This is a genomic window from Enterobacter sp. I4 (assembly GCF_022669095.1).
In the GTDB taxonomy this organism is placed as follows: Bacteria; Pseudomonadota; Gammaproteobacteria; order Enterobacterales; family Enterobacteriaceae; genus Enterobacter; species Enterobacter pasteurii.
Genome location: NZ_JALBUO010000002.1, coordinates 499093 through 518623, shown reverse-complemented (window position 1 = coordinate 518623; position 19531 = coordinate 499093). Strand labels below are relative to the sequence as shown.

The 19531-nt window shown below is 54.4% G+C and carries 22 protein-coding genes and 3 tRNA genes; 10 read left to right on the top strand and 15 right to left on the bottom strand.

From position 1 onward, the window contains the following. Positions 1-143 precede the first annotated feature (143 nt). The 8 genes from opgB to MOQ06_RS14720 form a co-directional block, all read right to left on the bottom strand. On the bottom strand, positions 144-2435 hold the full coding sequence (opgB, locus tag MOQ06_RS14755; RefSeq protein ID WP_242173717.1) for a phosphatidylglycerol--membrane-oligosaccharide glycerophosphotransferase: 2292 nt from the start codon (positions 2433-2435) through the stop codon (positions 144-146). 271 nt (positions 2436-2706) lie between these two features. Continuing rightward, the gene (locus MOQ06_RS14750; protein ID WP_242173715.1) at positions 2707-3189 is read right to left on the bottom strand and encodes a DUF2501 domain-containing protein; all 483 of its coding nucleotides are present in this window, start codon (positions 3187-3189) and stop codon (positions 2707-2709) included. A gap of 84 nt (positions 3190-3273) precedes the next feature. Continuing rightward, positions 3274-4011, bottom strand: coding sequence for a DNA replication protein DnaC (gene dnaC / locus MOQ06_RS14745; RefSeq protein WP_148422010.1), 738 nt, complete (start codon positions 4009-4011; stop codon positions 3274-3276). After that, positions 4008-4553 carry a primosomal protein DnaT gene (gene dnaT / locus MOQ06_RS14740; RefSeq protein ID WP_193354779.1) on the bottom strand — a complete coding sequence of 182 codons (546 nt, stop codon included), beginning with the start codon at positions 4551-4553 and terminating at the stop codon, positions 4008-4010. The genes dnaC and dnaT overlap by 4 nt, the downstream gene beginning before the upstream one ends. Before the next feature lie 124 nt (positions 4554-4677). Further along, on the bottom strand, positions 4678-5106 hold the full coding sequence (locus MOQ06_RS14735; RefSeq protein ID WP_242173713.1) for an organic hydroperoxide resistance protein: 429 nt from the start codon (positions 5104-5106) through the stop codon (positions 4678-4680). 84 nt (positions 5107-5190) lie between these two features. After that, complete coding sequence (locus MOQ06_RS14730; protein ID WP_242173711.1) at positions 5191-5643, bottom strand: MarR family transcriptional regulator; 453 nt, start codon at positions 5641-5643, stop codon at positions 5191-5193. Positions 5644-5687: 44 nt separating this feature from the next. Further along, positions 5688-6161 (bottom strand): threonine/serine exporter, encoded by a 474-nt coding sequence (locus MOQ06_RS14725; RefSeq protein ID WP_176608772.1) that lies wholly within the window; start codon positions 6159-6161, stop codon positions 5688-5690. Then, the gene (locus MOQ06_RS14720) at positions 6152-6928 is read right to left on the bottom strand and encodes a threonine/serine exporter ThrE family protein (protein WP_148422002.1); all 777 of its coding nucleotides are present in this window, start codon (positions 6926-6928) and stop codon (positions 6152-6154) included. Before MOQ06_RS14720 ends, MOQ06_RS14725 begins: the two co-directional genes overlap by 10 nt. Before the next feature lie 389 nt (positions 6929-7317). Here MOQ06_RS14720 and MOQ06_RS14715 point away from each other — a divergent pair, with 389 nt between their 5' ends. After that, positions 7318-8055 (top strand): LuxR C-terminal-related transcriptional regulator, encoded by a 738-nt coding sequence (locus tag MOQ06_RS14715; RefSeq protein WP_148422001.1) that lies wholly within the window; start codon positions 7318-7320, stop codon positions 8053-8055. Continuing rightward, complete coding sequence (gene bglJ, locus MOQ06_RS14710) at positions 8052-8687, top strand: DNA-binding transcriptional activator BglJ (RefSeq protein WP_242174436.1); 636 nt, start codon at positions 8052-8054, stop codon at positions 8685-8687. Before MOQ06_RS14715 ends, bglJ begins: the two co-directional genes overlap by 4 nt. A 37-nt stretch (positions 8688-8724) precedes the next feature. Here bglJ and MOQ06_RS14705 read toward each other — a convergent pair whose 3' ends face one another. Further along, entirely contained in the window at positions 8725-9183 is a 459-nt protein-coding gene (locus MOQ06_RS14705; RefSeq protein ID WP_242173709.1) for a YbaK/EbsC family protein, read from the bottom strand. A 328-nt stretch (positions 9184-9511) separates the two neighbouring features. On the opposite strand from MOQ06_RS14705, the gene MOQ06_RS14700 reads away from it, so the two are divergent. Continuing rightward, the gene (locus MOQ06_RS14700; RefSeq protein ID WP_148421998.1) at positions 9512-10858 is read left to right on the top strand and encodes a PTS sugar transporter subunit IIC; all 1347 of its coding nucleotides are present in this window, start codon (positions 9512-9514) and stop codon (positions 10856-10858) included. A 72-nt stretch (positions 10859-10930) separates the two neighbouring features. Here the strand turns inward: MOQ06_RS14700 and fhuF are convergent, their stop codons facing one another. Beyond that, the gene (gene fhuF / locus MOQ06_RS14695) at positions 10931-11719 is read right to left on the bottom strand and encodes a siderophore-iron reductase FhuF (RefSeq protein WP_176608769.1); all 789 of its coding nucleotides are present in this window, start codon (positions 11717-11719) and stop codon (positions 10931-10933) included. A 95-nt stretch (positions 11720-11814) separates the two neighbouring features. Next, complete coding sequence (locus tag MOQ06_RS14690) at positions 11815-12879, bottom strand: GGDEF domain-containing protein (protein ID WP_193354775.1); 1065 nt, start codon at positions 12877-12879, stop codon at positions 11815-11817. A gap of 256 nt (positions 12880-13135) precedes the next feature. Between MOQ06_RS14690 and MOQ06_RS14685 the strand changes: the two genes are divergently transcribed. Next, positions 13136-13366: a DUF1435 domain-containing protein gene (locus tag MOQ06_RS14685; RefSeq protein WP_176608767.1), complete on the top strand. Its 231-nt coding sequence runs from the start codon at positions 13136-13138 to the stop codon at positions 13364-13366. Positions 13367-13407: 41 nt separating this feature from the next. On the opposite strand, the gene MOQ06_RS14680 is transcribed toward MOQ06_RS14685, so the two are convergent. The 4 genes from MOQ06_RS14680 to rsmC all read right to left on the bottom strand — a co-directional run bounded on the left by MOQ06_RS14680 (position 13408) and on the right by rsmC (position 14904). Beyond that, positions 13408-13494, bottom strand: a tRNA-Leu gene (locus MOQ06_RS14680). A gap of 32 nt (positions 13495-13526) precedes the next feature. After that, positions 13527-13612 (bottom strand) — tRNA-Leu (locus MOQ06_RS14675). Positions 13613-13640: 28 nt separating this feature from the next. Further along, positions 13641-13727 (bottom strand) — tRNA-Leu (locus MOQ06_RS14670). A gap of 148 nt (positions 13728-13875) precedes the next feature. Next, positions 13876-14904 carry a 16S rRNA (guanine(1207)-N(2))-methyltransferase RsmC gene (gene rsmC / locus MOQ06_RS14665; protein WP_176608766.1) on the bottom strand — a complete coding sequence of 343 codons (1029 nt, stop codon included), beginning with the start codon at positions 14902-14904 and terminating at the stop codon, positions 13876-13878. Positions 14905-15006: 102 nt separating this feature from the next. Between rsmC and MOQ06_RS14660 the strand changes: the two genes are divergently transcribed. From MOQ06_RS14660 to MOQ06_RS14635, 6 genes are all read left to right on the top strand, one after another. Beyond that, the gene (locus MOQ06_RS14660) at positions 15007-15420 is read left to right on the top strand and encodes a DNA polymerase III subunit psi (RefSeq protein WP_148421989.1); all 414 of its coding nucleotides are present in this window, start codon (positions 15007-15009) and stop codon (positions 15418-15420) included. Beyond that, positions 15389-15832 carry a ribosomal protein S18-alanine N-acetyltransferase gene (rimI, locus tag MOQ06_RS14655; protein ID WP_242173707.1) on the top strand — a complete coding sequence of 148 codons (444 nt, stop codon included), beginning with the start codon at positions 15389-15391 and terminating at the stop codon, positions 15830-15832. Before MOQ06_RS14660 ends, rimI begins: the two co-directional genes overlap by 32 nt. A gap of 20 nt (positions 15833-15852) precedes the next feature. Beyond that, positions 15853-16530 carry a pyrimidine 5'-nucleotidase gene (gene yjjG / locus MOQ06_RS14650; protein ID WP_176608764.1) on the top strand — a complete coding sequence of 226 codons (678 nt, stop codon included), beginning with the start codon at positions 15853-15855 and terminating at the stop codon, positions 16528-16530. A 92-nt stretch (positions 16531-16622) separates the two neighbouring features. Continuing rightward, entirely contained in the window at positions 16623-18212 is a 1590-nt protein-coding gene (gene prfC, locus MOQ06_RS14645; protein WP_148421984.1) for a peptide chain release factor 3, read from the top strand. A 304-nt stretch (positions 18213-18516) separates the two neighbouring features. Beyond that, positions 18517-19134: a molecular chaperone OsmY gene (gene osmY, locus MOQ06_RS14640; RefSeq protein ID WP_148421982.1), complete on the top strand. Its 618-nt coding sequence runs from the start codon at positions 18517-18519 to the stop codon at positions 19132-19134. 127 nt (positions 19135-19261) lie between these two features. Next, positions 19262-19423, top strand: coding sequence for a DUF1328 domain-containing protein (locus MOQ06_RS14635; protein ID WP_003856556.1), 162 nt, complete (start codon positions 19262-19264; stop codon positions 19421-19423). Positions 19424-19531: the final 108 nt, after the last annotated feature.

The window sequence follows — 19531 nt, the reverse complement described above, 5'->3', positions numbered from 1 at the left end:
GCTGCATATTTTATGAATTACGGCTTTGGCGGGATATTTATAAAATAAAAAGGCTTAAATATGGTGCTTTTAGCTAATTTATAAGGTTTTTATAGGATTATTTATTTTCATAAGCGCCCGGCTTTTGGCCGGGCGCTGCATCATTAGCCGGCTTTACTGACGATTTTGATCTCCACCATGCCAATGCCCAGCCTGCGCGGAGAGTGGCCGAGAATATTCCCTTCGTTTGTGGCCTGCGGGTCTGGCGGCACAATGACCAGCGTATTGCTGCGCGAGGGGTTCTCGAAGTGCAGCGTGTGAGTGCTGACCTCGTTCCCAAGCGTCAGCGTCTGCTCCCGATCGCCCACGCGTACCGGTACGGGCCTATTGGCGTTAGGGCCAAATGCCCGGGCGGTGATCACCAGGTCGAATTTCTCCGGCAGCGGCTCGTTATATTCGATTTTCACCTCATCGCCCAACTGCGCGTTGGACCAGCGCCCCCACGATTCAGGACGTGAAATACCGCTGAACTGCTTCACCTCCTCCGGCGCGCCGGCTACGTTAAAGATGAAGCTGTCCGCTTTGTAACGAATATCGTTGTCGACGACCTTCAGCAGATCGACGTTGCGCTGATAGCGTACGGTATCAATAACCGTATCCCTGAACGCGGTTTTACCCTGCCACACTGGTTTACTGACGTGTTGTACGGTCTGCTCACCGCCGAGCTGCCCCTGAGAGACGCACCAGTCGGTGGAGAGTGACAGCTGAGGCGACCAGAGCTGCCCCATTTTGTAGCACCTGTCGACCCAGACGAAGTTATCGCGCGGGGCGAAATCCGCCAGCTGGAAGCGCAGTGGCGCAGAGTATTCACTTTCAGGCAGCGGCTCGACGCGCTTGTCTGACACCCGCAGCAGCAGCGGCAGGCGGAAATGGCTGCCGGAAAAGGCGATCGTTTTTTTATCCCGATCGATGGTGAAATCCTGTATCTCTTTCGGGAAGTTCCACAGACGGATGATGTCCGGCTTCCAGGCAAGGATTTTTTCCTTCATGTTGAGGAAGATTTCCGACAGGGATTGCCCCGACAGCGTGCTGCGGCCCAGGCCAATAAAGTTATCGCCGCCCAGAATATCCAGCACCGTCGCGCCGTTGTCCATCGAGTTACGTTTGGTGGCGATAACCTCCTGCCGGGGCTGGTCGCCGCGCAGCACAAAGAACAGGTTGCTGCGATCCCGCTTGCTCAGCTCGTCCCAGGCGCTGTTTTTCATTGCCAGATGGTCTGACGAGACGACGATGACCGTATTTTTGAAGTAAGGCGATGCTTTGATTTTCTCAACGAACGCCGCGATGTGCTCCTGGCTACAGGTCACGGCGCTGAACGAGGTGTTGTTTTTGCCGTCGATGTCGTAGCGCTGACGCTTGCAGGTGCGCGAGACGAAGCCATCCGGGTGGTGCGTGTCGACGGTCAGCGCAAACAGCGAAAAGCGTTTACCGGCGCGGGAAAGCTCCTCGAATTTCTTCCAGGCTTCATCCAGCACGGTGTCGTCGTAAAAGCCCCAGTCGTTGCGGTAAGCCGGATCGGCCACGGTGGTTTTCAGCTCTTCTGAACCATAAAGATGATCGAAACCGTGGGATTTCAGGAACACGTCTTTCCCGGCAAAGCGCAGGTTGGCGCCCTGCATAAAGTAGTTCTCATAGCCCGAGTTTTTCAGGATATCGCCAAGACAAACGTTTTGCGGGAAGAAGCTCGACATCGAGGCGGAGGCGTTTCCTTCAAACGGGGCAAACAGGGGAATGCCGCACTGGGAGGCCACCATCCCGGCAATGGTGTAATCCGTACCGGGCAGCTGCATGGTGTGGCTGAAGTCGAGGCCTTCGTTCTTCAGCGCGCCCAGTTCTGGCGTCAGGTTCGGGAAAGCCTCGTTATCAAAATAGGTGCGCTCCAGGCTCTCGCCATAGATATAGACCAGGTTGAGCCTGGGGTTATCGATCTTCTTCGAGGGCTCTTTGTAATACGCGGCAAAGTCCGGATCGCCATCGCGCGACTGAGATTTTACCAGCTCGGTAATCTGATGAAACGCCGGGCTGGCGTCGACGGAGGCCAGCGCCAGACACAGCGCCAGCAGGCTGTAGCCATGATGATGTGGACGGTGGCGGCGACGGCGCAGCACCCAGGCCAGCGCGGCGAAGATACCCACCAGCGCGGCCACCAGTCCCAGACCGGGAAGTATGTACTTACCAACGCCCGCGCCGGTCAGGCTGTTGGTGAGGGTGTAGAGCACGGCGTCGTTAATACCGTCGCCGGTAAAGTAATCGCTGGCATATAGCGTAATGTTCAAAATAATAAAAATGCCGAGCACCGCCAGGGTGGCAACAAACCACCAGGTGTGACGACCGGCTTTCCAGGCGTAAACGCCAATCGAAGCCAGAAAAAGGACAAGGGACATTAACTCTGACAACAGCACATCCTCATCATGCCGGACGCTCGGCCGGCTAACTGATTATTTTTTGGGTAAGACAATGTAATTGCGATGTCGTATAGCTGCAATTTTAGTGTCACGAAAGTGTGCTGTTGTTAGGATTTGGTTTATAAAATCGTTTATTTGAAAGCAGTCGCATGGTGGCATACGGATGCTGAGGCGGTGGCGAGGCGTAAAAAGGCGCGCTTCACGCCGCGGTTTCAAACTTAACTGAGAAACCGGGCGTGTAGGGGCCGAAAAGGGGGGGCGATCAGGAGAGGAAATTAACGCCCTGTTTCAGCACCAGATCGCAGGCTTTGGTTTTCACCTGTTTCGCCAGAGAGGAGTTGCCCAGGGTGCTGAGGTTAAGCTGCTGGCCGTTTTGCGCGTTCAGCAGGCCCTGAATGCCGTCCATATAGTTGGTGTCCGCCTTCTGCTCCTGGGTGTCCAGGCCAAGCTTACCCAACACCTGATTTTTGATGTTTTCGGTATCGGTTACGGAAGCCAGCTTCTGCTTCGCGCAGTATTCCAGGATACCCGCCGCGTTGTTCATCGTACCGGCGCTCAGGCTCTGGGAGCTGTTACCCAGCAGGCTGGTGAGGGATGACGCGGAAAGGCTGCCCTGGGTGCCGCTGCTCTGTTTGGTTAGCTCACCTGCTGCGCTGGAGAGCGACTCCTGCCATGACGCGGCCTGCGCTGCGCCCGTCACCAGCAGAACGCCAGAAATAACGCTGATAAGAAACTGTTTTTTCATAATGGTTTACCCGAAAAGGTCCGTTTTGAGCCGGAGGGGAGTCCAGTATATACCTCCGCTCCACCGGTATTCCCTGGAAATATCTTAATACTCTTTGCCGGTGACGCGGCTGCGGTAGCTGTCCCAGTCGAAGATGACGTACAGGCTGTTGCCCAGCTTCATGCGATCCATAACCCGCTCGCCCAGGAGCCGGGTCATCTCGTCGATATTGTGGTTCGTCAGCATGCCGGTTGGGCGTTTCGACGATGAACGGCGATCGACAATCTGGTTAATGATCACTTTTTCGTAGCGGGATTCCGTCTGGACGCCGATCTCGTCGATGACCAGCAGGTCTACGTTGCTCAGATCGTTCAGCAGCTGTTCTTCACTGGTTTCGCGGTTGCTGAAGGTGTCCTTCATGGCGGACATGATGTCGGCCACGGTGATAATCAGCACCGACTTTCCGCGCAGCAGCAGCTCGTTGCAGATAGCGGCCGCGAGGTGATTTTTCCCGGTGCCGGGTTTTCCGCTAAAGATGAAGCTGGCGATGTTGCCGTCAAATTCATCAACGTACTGGCGCGCCTGGCTAAGCGCGTTCATCTGCCCCTGCGACTCAACCTTGTAGTTCTCGAAGGAGCAGTTCTGGTGCAGCGGACGAATGCCCGAGCGGTTAAAGGTGCGCTGCATTTTCATCGCGCGGTTTTCGCGGGCGAGGGCAGCCGCGCGGATTTCACCCTGCTCTTTTTGCCACGCCAGCAGCTCTTCGCCCGTGGTGAAGGCGGGCTTCACGTTGGCTGGCATCATCTTCTGCAAACGCTTCATCAGGTCGCCGACGTTTTTCATTTCGCACCTCGGAATCCATCAGGGATTTTTTTATCCGGTTCTGAAAAGGCATTAATATCACGCTTTGGCTGGCCGTTGCTGCTGGCGCGGTTGATTTGCAGGCTTCGTGCGAGCTTTTGCTGCCACTGAACGTGATGGAATACTTTCCCTTCAGCCTGCCAGTAGGCGGTAAAGGCCGCCAGCTCTTCCGGCGTCGCGGGCTGCGAGAGGGCAATCCCCCAGAGTGCCGCCTGGCGCTGAAAATCGGCGTCCGGCTGCCACCCGGCGTACATGGGGAATTTACCCATCGGAACGGCTACCGGGGTGCTGGTGGGTTCATCAAAAAACTGATTGTCCAGCGTGACGTCACTCGCCGGGCGCGACAGCCGCGCTTCAATATCCAGAAGCTGTGCCAGACGTTCCGGCGTAACCGCGTAAAACGCCGGGGCGTTGTCGGCAAATACCGCGAGCGTGCCGCCTTCGGCGTGCGTCAACACACCGCGAGGATCGCGCATAAAGGCATCAATGCCAGCAATGCTGGTGGTCAGAATTCTGGAGGACATAACACTTTCTCAACTGATTACTACGGGCGTGATTGAGGGTTATGGTAGCACAGAGAGAGGGCAGGAAAGGAGAGGATTTCCCCGGTAGCGCTACGCGTACCGGGGCTACAGTCACGGAGGCTGATTACGCGATGATGTTCAGCGTCACGTCGATATTGCCGCGCGTCGCGTTAGAGTAAGGGCAGACAATGTGCGCTGCATCCACCAGCTTTTTGGCTTCCGATGCGTCCATCCCCTCAACGTGGATGTTCAGCTTCGCTTCGATACCAAAACCGGTTGGCAGCGGGCCAATGCCGACTTCACCTTCAATAAAGGCGTCTTTTGGCAGCGCGAATTTATCGCGTGCCGCAACGAACTTCATCGCACCCAGGAAGCAGGCGGAGTAGCCCGCGGCGAACAGCTGTTCAGGGTTAGTCACTTCGCCACCCATGCCGCCCATCTCTTTTGGCACGCCCAGCTTGACGTCCAGAACGCCATCGGAAGAGGTTGCGCGGCCGTCGCGGCCCCCGGTTGCTTTGGCTTTGGCAGTGTAGACAACTTTTTCTAAAGACATGGCAGGTTCCTCATCTTGTATTTAAGTGCGCTATTAAATAGCGCGCGATGTTTTAAGGTAAATAAAGACGCGTAAAGTATAGCCTTACGCGCGATGCAGCTGCTGGCGAAGCAGTTCGAGCTGTTGCTTGAGCGCCAGCATGGTGTCGGTATCACACTGCGCAGCACAACCCACGGCGCGTGGGATGGTCACGGCCTGCTGTTGCAGCTTGCGGCCCGCGTCGCTCAGGGTCACGGCAACCTGACGTTCATCCTGACGGGAACGCTGGCGGAGGATCAATCCTGCGCTTTCCAGGCGCTTCAGCAGGGGCGTTAGCGTGGCGGAATCCAGGAACAGCCGCTCGCCGATGTCTGACACCGTAATATCATCCTGCTCCCACAGCACCAGCATCACCAGATATTGCGGGTAGGTCAGGTTCAGCGGTGCCAGCAGCTGCCGGTACAGCTTGTTAAGCGCCAGGTTCGCCGAATAAAGGGCGAAGCAGAGCTGGTTATCCAGCAGTAGCGCGTCGGTGGTGTCGTTCATTTTTGCGTCCATGGGATGAATATAGGTAGTGCGCGATATAATTGCAAGCGATTTTATTAAACGCGTGGACGCTTGCGGTAAAGCCACAGGCCGGGGATCGACAGGCCGATGGAGAGCGCGCCCACGATTGACGAGGCTTTGAGGAAGTTACTCAGCAGCAGGATCATTTGCGGTTCGCTGTAGCCAAAGTGGCTGATTTTTACGGCGGAAATCATCGCGGTATAGGCCGAAATGCCGGGAAACATGGGAATGACTGCCGCCACGGTGAACACTTTTGGGTGTGCCAGATACCAGCGGGACCATTGAATACCAATGCTTCCGACCAGCATGGCGGCGATAAAGGTCGACCATTCGATATTAAAGCCAGCGGTCATCATCGCCATACGCGAGCCGTGGCCAATGGCGCCGAGCAGCGCGCACCAGGGTAACGCCCGCTGTGGGACGTTAAACACCATCGCAAATCCAGCGGCGGGTAGGGCTGCCAGGAGCATGTCCTGCGCCAGTGCAAGCAGAAAATCAATTACGCCCATCCGCGTAACCCCCACATCGTCATTGCCATTACTACCCCGATACAGGTCGCCAGCGTCAGCAGGCTGGCTATCGCCCAGCGCGCAAGACCGGTGTTGATATGGCCTTTAAACATATCGGCGACGGCGTTGATGAGGGGAAACCCCGGCACCAGCAGCAGCACGCTGGCGGCCATCGCAACCGTAGGCGTGCTGGCGAAGACGGGCTGGCGCAGGAGCAGGCCGGAGACGGTTGTCGCCACAAAGGCCGTTATGCAGAAGTTAATCTGCGGATGCAGCTGCCTGTGCGTTAACAGCTGGCGGACATACATCGCGATGCTGCTGGCAAAGAAGGTCACGACGGCGCCGTCCCAGCCGCCGTTATTGAGCTTGCAGAAACAGGCGCAGGAAAGCCCTACCATCAGCACAACCAGCCAGCGCGGGTAGCGAAGCGGCTTGATTTGATTGAAACGTTTTTCAATCTCATGAAGATCGAGCAGCTTATGCTCGGCGAGGATCACGATGTGCTGCACCTCCGTTACGACGTGCATGTTAATGCCGCGGTCGTGATTTTTACGGGTCGAGGTGAGGCACTGCCCGTCTTTAATGGTGGTCAGCACAATGGCATTTGACGAGATGGAGCTTTCGACGCTGTCCATTCCCAGCGCCAGCCCAAGGCGCGTGGAAAGTTCTTCGACGAGGGCGCTTTCTGCTCCGTGCTGTAAGAGAAAAAGCCCGCACTGAATACATAGCCGCGTGGTAGCCCGCTGCGTAGACCGATCTGCCTGCATGTAATGCCCTGAAGAGAAGAGAGATTGCTTACTTTTAACACAAAGTGCAGGGCCCATTGCGCTGGGCCAGATCAACTTTTATGCGATCGGTGGCGTGGCCAGCGCCGGGAGGGGACAGGCTTGTTATTTGCCTAATGAATATGAAATAAGGATTTATAAAAGCAATATATTAAGTATTTCTAATTTCATATTTTCGATCTTTTAAGGCAACTTCAATTAAATTTCGATAGTCTTTATGCGATATTAAGCCTGTATTGGGCGTTTCTTAACCTATATGACATTTTTATCGTTTACGAGTATTAAGCCGTTTTGTTCTTAGGGATGCAAATATGTTTTATCTCGTAGGGTTAGCTCGTTCTTAAATAATGAATTAATGACATGGAGGGTCTATGTTGCCATTGAATGGTAAACACGGAGTGGTGATTAGTAGAGTACCGGTTATGCAAAATGGGCTGGGTGGCTTAATGGCCCGCCATTTTCCGGAATTTGAGTTGACGTACTGCCGTTCCATGCAGGAGTTAACGCTACTTCAATTGCGTCGTGCTGGGGTTGTGATTGCCGATATTTCAGGGGAGTACCGTAATCCGCGCGGCACGCTTGAGCAATATTATGGATTAATGAATCAATACAGGGATATTCACTGGATTTTCCTCGTCTCTCGTCCTCTTTATCCGCTGGCGGTAGAGCTACTTATGCGTCCGGAAAGCACCTTACTGTCGGATATGGAGCCTATTGAAGGCGTGATTAACGCCATTCGCGCGGGCAGCGAACGTGCTGAGCGAATAAGCCAGACGCTATTAATGCCGGAAAATCCCGATATTGAAGAAGAGAGTGAGCAAATGATTGCGCTCACCCACTCTGAACGCAAGGTTTTACGTCTGTTAGGCAAGGGCTGGGGAATTAACCAAATTGCGACGCTGCTGAAGAAAAGTAATAAAACGATCAGCGCACAGAAAAACAGTGCCATGCGCCGTTTATCGCTTCGCAGCAATGCCGATATGTACGCCTGGATTAGCAGTACCCAGGGAATGCGAGAACTCAGTTTAATGTCGGCTTATGGAGAGTTTGAGGAATGGAAAAAACCACTGCACCAGGACATATCGCCGTCATCGAAAGCTGCTCAATGAGCGCCGTGGGGCTGAAGCATCTTTTTGCGATGCCGGCCCTGCGCCATTATCAGGTGCACCTGTTTAGCGGATTCGACAGCTTTAAAGCGGCGCTCTCTGATACCTCATTTTTTGCGGTAATCTATTCTTTGTCCGATGCGCGTGAGGAGCGCCGAAACTGTCTGGCCTGCTTGCGTGACCTTACCTTCACTCACGGCGGCGTTCAGCGTATCGTGCTGGTTTCGGATGAGATGGAAGCAAGGCTGGTGAGCCATCTGTCGCCGTCCCAGCTGCATGGGATAATCAGTAAATCGGTTCCGCTGAAGCAGCTGGTTGAGGAGCTTGAGACGCTGCTCAGCGAGACGCATCGGGTGAATGACAATATTTATAATCACTGGTGCGTGAACCAGAACCGCATGTTGAGCCCAACGGAGCGGGCAATACTGCGTTACATGTCGTCTGGCTATTCGATACCTGAAATAGCGGCACAGCTTGAGCGCAATATCAAAACCATCCGCGCGCACAAGTTTAACGCGATGGTAAAGCTGGGCGTCAATTCTGACGTGGGGTTACTGGATGCGGCGGATATCCTCGCGCATCTTCCCGCGCGGGAAGTGCGTCGTTCCGCTCTCACCGTTCCGTCATTCTCATAGAAACGCGTGATGCGCCAGAGCACTTCTGGCGCAACGTTCAGATACAGACATCCACCCATTTTGCCGCAGTCAGTTCCGCCATCCTGTCGGGCGATATTCGCACCGCACTGTGGATGGCACCCGCTGCGGGTAACACTTCCGCGTACTGTTTTAACGTGATGTCACAATAAACCGAAAGAGGATTCTCCAGTCCGAAAGGGCAGACGCCGCCGACAGGATGGCCCGTCAGGGTAATCACTTCATCACTGCTGAGCATGCGGGCTTTCGCGCCGAATGTCTCTTTGAGCTTTTTGTTATCCAGACGCGCATCCCCTTTGGCGACCACCAGAATCACGTCATTCTTAATTTTCAGCGACAGGGTCTTGGCAATTTGGCCTGGCTCAACGTTGTGCGCTGCCGCAGCCAGCGCAACGGTTGCCGTGCTTTGGTTAAGCTCAATGATCTCTATATCCGGAGCGTTGTCGGCAAAAAACTGCTGTACAGACTGCAAACTCATTGATTCCTCCTGACAAATATCCTGCGTAATCTGTCACAACAAATTAGTCGCTGTAAATATCCCTTAAGTAACAAATATCCGTCAGGGGCGATTTCTGGATCGCCTTCACATTCACAGAAACCGGTTACAGTAACCGGTTGCAGAGCGTGATGCAGAGATTAATACTGAGGGTGTAACTTCCCCTGTATCTAATAATAAGAGCTAATTATGAAACCAATCCGTTTGAGCAGTACCGCTGGTACACGATCCGGCAAGGTTGTGAAGTGGATTTATGGCACAGCGTGTGGCGTGAACACGCCTGAAACGAACGTCTGAAAGGAGATCTGATATGTCTGCCAACCATGCTGCGTTTAATCTGATTTTCCGTTTCGTTGAGAATTACGTCAGTCCGATTGCCGGGCGGATCTCTTCCCAGCGTCATGTTATGGCTATTCGTGACGGATTTATCTCGGCGATGCCGTTCATGATTGTAGGCTCATTCTTGTTAGTGTTTGCTTACCCACCTTTTTCGCCTGATACCACGTGGGGCTTTGCTCGCGCCTGGCTGGATATGGCGAAGCAGTTTGAAGGCCAAATTCTGACGCCGTTTGACATGACGATGGGCGTGATGTCCCTCTATATCTGCGCGGCCATCGCCTATAACCTGGGCAAGCATTACGTTAAAACGCATCAGCTGGATCCGTTTATGTGCGCGATGCTGTCGCTGATGGCGTTTCTGCTGGTGGCAGCCCCTAAAACCAAGGGCACGCTGCCGGTTGATAGCCTCGGCGGAACCGGTATTTTCACCGCGATTCTGGTGGCGATCTACTGCGTTGAGATGATGCGTTTCCTGAAAGCACACAACATCGGGATTCGCCTGCCGGACCAGGTTCCACCGATGATCAAAAACTCGTTTGATCTGCTGATTCCGGTGCTGGTGGTAGTTCTGACGCTCTATCCGCTGAGCCTGCTGATTCAGTCGCAGTTCGGTATGCTGATCCCGCAGGCGATTATGTCGATCTTTAAACCGCTGGTGTCCGCCGCTGACTCTCTGCCTGCGATACTGCTGGCGGTGCTGATTGGGCACCTGCTGTGGTTTGCCGGGATCCACGGCGCCGCGATTGTCTCCGGGATGCTGCAAATGTTCTGGCTGACGAATCTGGGGGCGAACCAGACCGCGCTTGCGGCGAGCCTGCCTTTGCCGCACATCTTCATGGAAGCCTTCTGGACGTTCTTTATCGTGATCGGCGGGTCAGGGGCGACGATGGGGCTGGTGTTCTGCTACCTGCGCAGCCGCTCCGCGCACCTGCGCTCGATTGGCCGCCTGAGCGTGGTGCCAAGCATTTTCAACATCAATGAACCGGTCATTTTTGGTACGCCGATTGTGATGAACCCGGTCTTCTTCATTCCTTTCCTGCTGGCGCCGATGGTTAACGCCGTGCTGGCGTGGGCGGCGATGAAGTTCGATCTGATTGGCCGCGTGATTTCCGTTGTGCCGTGGACGGCGCCGGCTCCGGTTGGTGCAGCCTGGGCGCTGGGTTGGGATTTCCGTGCCGCTATTCTGGTGCTGGTGCTGGCCTGCGTTTCAGCCATCATCTACTTCCCGTTCTTCAAGGTGTACGAGAAACAGCTCCTCCAGCAGGAAGCGGAAGAAGCACAGCGTAACGCGGAAGAGGAAAATCAGCAGATTGCCTGAGTAAACGCAAAGCGGCAGCGTCGGTTGCCGCTTTCAGCGTTGTTTAACGAGAGGGATTACGCTCCCGCCCGACTATTTCAGCGTGCAGTCGCCGCACTGCTGTACATCCGGCAGGCGATAGCGCTGGCAGCAGGTGCGACGGACCAGAAGCCCCTCGCGCGGGACCACGGTGCGGTAAAGAGGATTATCGCGCCCATCCGAAAGCTGTCTGGCAAAGAAACAGCTCTGGCGCAGCGCCTCCACTTTCTCGTCGCCAAGCAGCGGCTTCATCTCGGTTAAATACCAGTGGATAAGATACCCGGTATTACTCCAGATCAGCTTGCCGTTGATCTCGCCCGTCGCTTCCAGCGCGTCAACGACCGGAACCAGCGCTCTGGCGATCAGCATTTCCATACGCGCCTGCGCGGAAAGGTGAATCGCGCTCGGATCTTCATGGACGTCGATCCAGAAACAGGCGGCGCGCCCGGTTTCATGAAATTCGACGTGAAAATGTTCTGACGACAGGTCGAGCACGGTTTCCTGGGTCAACAATGCCAGCATGACCGGGGGAACCATCAGCCCGATGTACCACTGCGCCCAGAGGGAGAGCAGCGGTTTGTTTTCCCGCGCAAGCGTCGGTTGATTACGGTAAATATGGTCGGAATAGGTTGCCAGCAGCGAGCGAAGCTCGGCAGGGCGCTGCCACTGCGCCAGCGTCAGCGCATGGTGCGGAGGCGCTTCATCCAGCTTGATGAAATCCAGCAGGTGGGCGCGTGTAACGGCAATTTTTTCGCGTATGGCTTCCGCAAGCGTTGTCTCCCCGGCGGAGAGCGGTGCTCGCCAGAGTAAGGGCTCAACGATGTGTGCGGTACGAGTAGCCATAGCGTGGATTACAAATCTAAATGATAATGATTGCCAATCCTAACTATAGATAAAACCGAGCGCAAGACTTTTATCCTGGCTCTGTGAACGCGCCGTCAGGCGGTGTGCAGCTCCTCGCTCAGCAATATGCTGTTGCGTCCCATATGCTTGGCTTCGTAGAGGGCTTTATCCGCCTTCGCCAGCGCCCCTTCCACGTCTTCGCCTTCAAACATGGCGATGCCGATACTGATGGTCACGTTGGTGGCGACGCTTTCATTAAACATGTGCGGGATCTTAAGGTCGTACACCTTCTGCCGGATGCGTTCCGCCGTCTGCCGCGCTTGCTCAATCGGGATATTACTGAGCAGCACCATAAATTCTTCTCCACCAAAGCGGGCGACAATATCGCGTGAACGCACGGCGTCGCGAATCGCAGCCGAGACCCTGATCAAGGCCTGATCGCCCATCATATGGCCGTAATGGTCGTTGTAGGCTTTGAAGTGGTCGATATCCATCAGCAGCACAAAGTGCTCGCCGCTGTCCGGGGTGGGAAGATTCTCCAGCCGGCTTTGCAGCCCGCGGCGGTTATACAGGCCGGTGAGCGGATCCATCATGCTGAGATCGGTCAGGGTTTCGCGCTCCTCCAGCAGTTCGGAGAGGAGTTCCTGGGCGAAACGGTCGTTGCGCCGCTGAAGAACGTGATGAATGCCGATGGCCACCACCGGCAGGGCGAAAGAATACGCCATTCTCAGCCAGTATTCGGAATCGCTAAGCCACAGGCAGGCAATAAAAGCGGGAAATGAATGGAGCGTAAATGCCTTGATATTACTGGCAAACGCCAGAGACCCTATAAAAAGCACCGTTAATAGGGCCATCATTAAAAAATTCGCGTGATCGTGCGTAATTAACGAAAATTTAGAGACGATCTGCCAGGCCCATAAAAACCCGAAAATACCTGAAACAACAGGGATATTTATTTTTCGCGCGCAGTTTTTCCAGTGCCAGATAAGTAAGCCTGAGCTGAAAATAAATACCGCAAACAGGGGAACGGATAACACGCGAACGGAATACAGCGGGTTTGTTACCGAGAACAGGGCGGATGCGGCATTCAGAAATAAGAACAAACGTAAAGATAACTGATATTTCTTATCGACTAAAGACCGCCAGGTTTGTGATGTCATATGCGTGCGTTTTTATTAAAACTCAATTAAAACAAGAAGCAAGGTGTTGTTATGTAATAATAGATGCAACTCAATTGAATTTTTATTATCAGAAAAACTCATGAGAAGTTAACAGGTGGGCAATTTATCACCTTACACATTCTCTGTCATTATAGGAAAGCAAATTGTCGGTGCTATTTTCTTGCTTCGCATGCTGACAAGTGATAATTACTATCATATGATATTGGTTATCATTATCGATGCGAGAGGTTAAACCATGTTGAGCAAAGCGCTGGGAAGTGGGTGGGGGATTTTGCTGCCCGGCTCCATCATCGGTGGCCTGACGTTCGCCGATCTCCCCATTGATGTATGGAAAGCAATGATTGTTTCAGGACTGCTGGTGACGTCCGCGATGATATGGCACAAGCAGTTACGGCATTACGTGCTGCTGCCGTCATGCGTTGCGCTGGTCAGTGCAATACTGGTGATTATGATGAGTTTGAAATAAAAGGGAAAATCAGAGGTGCTGCTGAAGGGATGTAAGATAATTGGTGCGAGGGGGGGGACTTGAACCCCCACGTCCGTAAGGACACTAACACCTGAAGCTAGCGCGTCTACCAATTCCGCCACCTTCGCACAGTCATCTTACTTTTTTGATATCGCCTCGTTGGTGCGAGGGGGGGGACTCGAACCCCCACATCCAAAGGACACTAACACCTGAAGCTAGCGCGTCTACCAATTCCGCCACCTTCGCCCAGTGCGAGCAATATCAACGTGATTTATGGTGCGAGGGGGGGGACTTGAACCCCCACGTCCGTAAGGACACTAACACCTGAAGCTAGCGCGTCTACCAATTCCGCCACCTTCGCATACCATCGACACTGTAAAAGTATCGTAACCACGGAGGCGCATTCTAGATGTTTTCAGCTTTACGTCAACAGAAAAATGCGCGCGTTGTTTTGATTGCTGCAAAAATGGGCGATGGCAGCGTCAGCCATCGCCGGTGCAGGGCGAGTCTTACTTTTTCGCCTGGCGCGTCATTACGGTGCGATAGACCTTAAAGCGGCCAGTCTGGGCAATCACTTCGTGGAAGCCAAAGGTCTCATCTAGCACTTTCGGGTACGCCAGGAAGGCGTTTGCCACGATACGCAGCTCACCGCCGCTGTTGAGGTGGCGGGTCGCGCCGCGGATCAGCGCCTGCGCGGCTTCCAGGCTGGTTTCCATTCCGTCGTGGAACGGTGGGTTAGAGATGATCATGTCAAAGCGGCCGGTCACGTCGGAGAAGACGTTGCTGGCAATCACGTCGCCTTCAATGCCGTTAGCTGCAAGCGTGGCGCGGCTGGCCTCTACCGCCGGGGCGCTCACGTCACACAGGGTTAAACGGACTTTTGGCGAGTGGCTGGCGAGAACCGTTGAAAGCACGCCCGCGCCGCAGCCCACGTCCAGCACCTTACCTTTGGTATGTGGCGTCAGGGTAGAAAGCAGCAGCTTGCTGCCGGTATCCAGCGCGTCACGGCTGAATACGCCCGGCAGGGTTTTAATGGTCAGGCCATCAAGCTGGTACTCGTCCCAGAAGGCGTTGGCATCAAAGGCGGTCTGTTTTTCCAGACGCCCGTGATACAGGCCGCAGCGGCGGGCGCTGTCGATTTTGGTCAGCGGCGCGTACTCCTCCAGCATCTGCTCTGCGCTGCGCACGCCGCTGCGGTTCTCACCGACAACGAAAATATCGCAGCCGATCGGCAGCAGAGAAAGCAGGTTCATCAGCTGGAACTGGGCTTCCGGTTTGTTCTTCGGCCAGTAGTAAATCAGCGTGTCGCAGTCAGCAATATCGCTCTGCTCCGCCGCCAGGCTAAAGCGCGCGCGCTCGCCCATCTGGCGGCTCAGCACCTGCCAGTGGTGATAGTATTGGGTGTGGGCACGGCTTTCAGCACAGTCGAAACGCGCGGGCAGGTCATCCTGCATATCTCCGGCAAACAGAATACGGCTTTCTTCGAAATCATCACTGTGACGCAGCAAGACTTCACTTGCCGGGGTAAATGCAGACATGAATTGTTCCTCAATAAACTCAGGCGGGGATTATAGTAGGTAGATGGCGCAGTTTCGACACATTTGCTATATTTGCGCGCCTGAGAGACAGGAGTTTTCGCTATGACATCCCGACGAGACTGGCAGTTGCAGCAGCTGGGCATCACCCAGTGGGCTTTGCGTCGCCCGACGGCGTTGCGCGGCGAAATCGCAATCTCCATCCCTGCGCATGTCCGCCTGGTGATGGTGGCAGAAGCGCTGCCTGCCCTGAATGACCCCCTTATCGGAGATGTCCTTCGCAGCCTGAAGTTGACGGCCGATCAGGTACTACAGCTGGCGCCCGAAAGCGTCGCGATGCTTCCTCCTGACAGCCGCTGTAACAGCTGGCGAATCGGGACGGTTGATGCGCTACCCCTCGAAGGGAGCCAGATCAGCTCCCCGGCGCTGGATGAACTGAAGGCCAACCCAAAAGCGCGCTGCGCGCTATGGCAACAAATTTGCGAATATGAACACGATTTCTTCCCTCACGACGGCTGACCTGTCCACCGCGTTCGCGATTGAAACGCGCGCCCATGCCTTTCCGTGGAGCGAAAAGACGTTTGCCAGCAATCAGGGCGACCGCTATTTAAATCTCCGCCTGGACGTAGCCGGTACGATGGCCGCGTTTGCCATAACCCAGGTCGTTCTGGACGAGGCGACGCTGTTTAATATCGCGGTCGATCCTGCTTATCAACGCCGCGGGTTGGGCAGGGAACTGCTTAAGCACCTCATTCGCGAGCTTGAGACCCGTGACGTTTTCACCCTGTGGCTGGAGGTGCGCGCGTCGAATGTCGCCGCCATCGCACTCTATGAAAGCTTAGGCTTCAACGAGGCGACAATCCGCCGTAACTACTACCCCACCGCAGAGGGACGTGAAGACGCCATTATCATGGCTCTGCCGATTGGATAACGAAAAATAAGGTTGTAACGATGAAATGGGACTGGATTTTCTTTGACGCCGACGAAACGCTGTTTACGTTTGACTCGTTCGGTGGCCTGCAGCGGATGTTTCTCGACTATAGCGTGACCTTCACCGCTGAGGATTTTCAGAACTATCAGGCGGTGAATAAACCGCTTTGGGTGGATTACCAGAACGGAGCCATCACCGCGTTACAGCTTCAGCATCAGCGTTTTGACGTGTGGGCTGAACGGTTGAAGGTCAGCCCGGGAGCGCTGAACGAGGCCTTCCTCAACGCAATGGCGGATATCTGCGCGCCGCTACCCGGTGCCGTTTCTCTGCTGGATTCGCTGAAAGGGAAGGTGAAGCTCGGGATCATCACCAACGGCTTTACCGCCCTGCAGCAGATCCGCCTTGAGCGCACCGGCCTGCGCGATCATTTCGACGCGCTGGTGATCTCCGAAGAGGTAGGCGTACCGAAGCCGGATCCGCGTATTTTCGATTATGCGCTGGCGCAGGCCGGAAATCCTGACCGCGATCGCGTGCTGATGGTGGGGGATACCGCAGAATCTGATATTCTTGGTGGTATGAGATCGGGTCTGTCGACCGTCTGGCTGAACGCGCACGGTCGCGTGCTGCCGGAAGGCATCGAGCCGACCTGGACCGTTACGTCATTGAACGAACTGGAGCAGCTCCTGTGTAAACAATGATTGCCTGCCCCCTGCTGATGGGTAAAATAGCCGCATTTTTCGTATTCCATGATGCGCGGCCTGCTGCCGCGCTTACCTAAGAAGATTTGATTATGACGTTGTCTCCTTATCTGCAAGAGGTGGCCAAACGCCGCACTTTTGCCATTATCTCGCACCCGGATGCCGGTAAAACGACCATCACCGAGAAGGTGTTGCTGTTCGGACAGGCGATCCAGACCGCCGGTACGGTGAAAGGCCGTGGCTCCAGCCAGCACGCAAAATCCGACTGGATGGAGATGGAAAAGCAGCGTGGTATTTCGATTACCACCTCCGTGATGCAGTTCCCGTATCACGACTGCCTGGTGAACCTGCTGGACACCCCGGGTCACGAAGACTTCTCCGAAGATACCTACCGTACTCTGACGGCGGTCGACTGCTGCCTGATGGTGATCGACGCCGCGAAAGGTGTTGAAGATCGTACCCGCAAGCTGATGGAAGTAACCCGCCTGCGCGATACGCCGATCCTCACCTTTATGAACAAACTCGACCGTGACATCCGCGATCCGATGGAGCTGATGGATGAAGTGGAAAACGAGCTGAAGATTGCCTGCGCGCCAATCACCTGGCCAATCGGCTGCGGTAAGCTGTTCAAAGGGGTTTACCACCTCTATAAAGACGAAACCTATCTGTACCAGACCGGTAAAGGGCACACCATTCAGGAAGTGCGTATTGTAAAAGGTCTGGATAACCCGGAGCTGGACGCTGCCGTCGGTGAAGAGCTGGCCGCGCAGCTGCGCGACGAGCTTGAGCTGGTTAAAGGCGCGTCTCACGAGTTCGACAGAGAGCTGTTCCTGAGCGGTGAAATCACCCCGGTCTTCTTCGGTACCGCGCTCGGTAACTTCGGCGTCGATCATATGCTCGACGGTCTGGTTGAGTGGGCGCCGCAGCCGATGCCGCGTAAAACCGACACGCGCGAAGTGGAAGCGAAGGAAGAGAAGTTCTCCGGCTTCGTCTTTAAAATTCAGGCCAACATGGACCCGAAACACCGCGACCGCGTTGCCTTTATGCGCGTGGTGTCCGGTAAGTACGAGAAGGGCATGAAGCTGCGTCAGGTACGTATCGGTAAAGACGTGGTGATCTCCGACGCGCTGACCTTTATGGCGGGCGACCGTTCGCACGTGGAAGAAGCCTATCCGGGCGACATCATTGGCCTGCACAACCACGGCACCATTCAGATCGGCGATACCTTCACGCAGGGCGAGATGATGAAGTTCACCGGTATCCCGAACTTCGCGCCGGAGCTGTTCCGCCGCATTCGCCTGCGCGATCCGCTGAAGCAGAAGCAGCTGCTGAAAGGCCTGGTACAGCTTTCCGAAGAGGGGGCAGTCCAGGTGTTCCGGCCAATCGCCAACAACGATCTGATCGTTGGGGCGGTGGGCGTGCTTCAGTTTGACGTGGTCGTTGCCCGCCTGAAGAGCGAGTACAACGTGGAAGCGATTTACGAATCGGTGAACGTGGCGACCGCGCGCTGGGTTGAGTGTTCAGACGTGAAGAAATTCGAAGAATTTAAGCGTAAGAACGAAATTCAGCTGGCGTTGGACGGCGGCGACAACCTGACCTATATCGCCCCGACCATGGTTAACCTGAACCTGACGCAAGAGCGTTATCCTGACGTTCAGTTCCGCAAAACCCGCGAGCATTAATCCCCTCTCAGAGCACGGCAGCCGCCGTGCTCTGCTTTAATCCCTGTGTTATTAAACCCTTGCGGAATGTTCTTAATTCAACGCAATTTTTCGCTATTCGTTCGTTTTTTCCCCAATTCTGAATGCACCTCCGTAATTGTGATCTATATTTAACTCAGTGTTTAGCACCGGGCGTGGATGAATTAACTGTTCAATGCATGTCCACTGGTTCTCCATTTCGCCCGTGTGTTAATTCGCAATATATAAAACCAAGATTTAGGGAAGTATGTCGCCCAAATAACGGGCAAAACACAGGAATAAATCGATGAATATGACAAGACTGAAGATTTCTAAAACTCTGCTGGCTGTAACGTTAGGTAGCGTCCTGGTAAGCGGTTCTGCTCTGGCGGAAACCAGCACCATGGATAAAGCGCAAAACACCGCTAATACCGCAGGGGAAAAAATCGATAGCTCTATGAATAAAGTCGGTAATTTCATGGATGACAGCTCTATCACAGCAAAAGTGAAAGCCGCACTGGTGGATCATGAAGCCATCAAGAGCACCGATATTTCCGTCAAAACCGACAACAAAGTTGTCACCCTGAGTGGTTTCGTTGAAAGCCAGACCCAGGCTGAAGAGGCCGTGAAAGTGGCCAAAGGCGTTGAAGGCGTAAGCTCCGTCAGCGACAAACTGCACGTACGTGACAGTAAAGAATCTTCGGTGAAGGGTTATGCCGGGGATGCAGCAACCACCAGCGAAATCAAAGCTAAACTGTTAGCTGACGACATCGTGCCGTCCCGTATGGTGAAAGTTGAAACCACCGATGGCGTGGTACAGCTGTCCGGTACGGTAGAAAACCAGGCACAAAGCGATCGTGCTGAGTCAATTGCGAAAGCGATTGATGGTGTGAAAAGCGTTAAAAACGATCTGAAAACGAAGTAAAGCAACACCACTCGCCCGTCAGGCTTAGCCCTGCGGGCGAAATAAAAACGACTCTGGAAAATCGCCGGTGAGTGACCTGAGCGCTCACGTTTAGCGGCCGACATTAACTATGGTAAAGGAGAGGCTTATGTTTCGTTGGGGCATTATTTTTCTGGTTATCGCGTTAATTGCCGCCGCATTGGGCTTTGGTGGACTGGCGGGTACAGCGGCATGGGCAGCTAAAATTGTCTTCGTCGTAGGTATTATTCTGTTCCTGGTCAGCCTGTTTACGGGCCGACGTCGCCCGTAGCAAACGCAATATTGATTAAACAAACTAAAGCCAGTCCTTGTGACTGGCTTTTTCTCGTTTGAGAAGTGGCGGGGATGTGCGTTACTGTGTCTTATCAAAATAATGAAA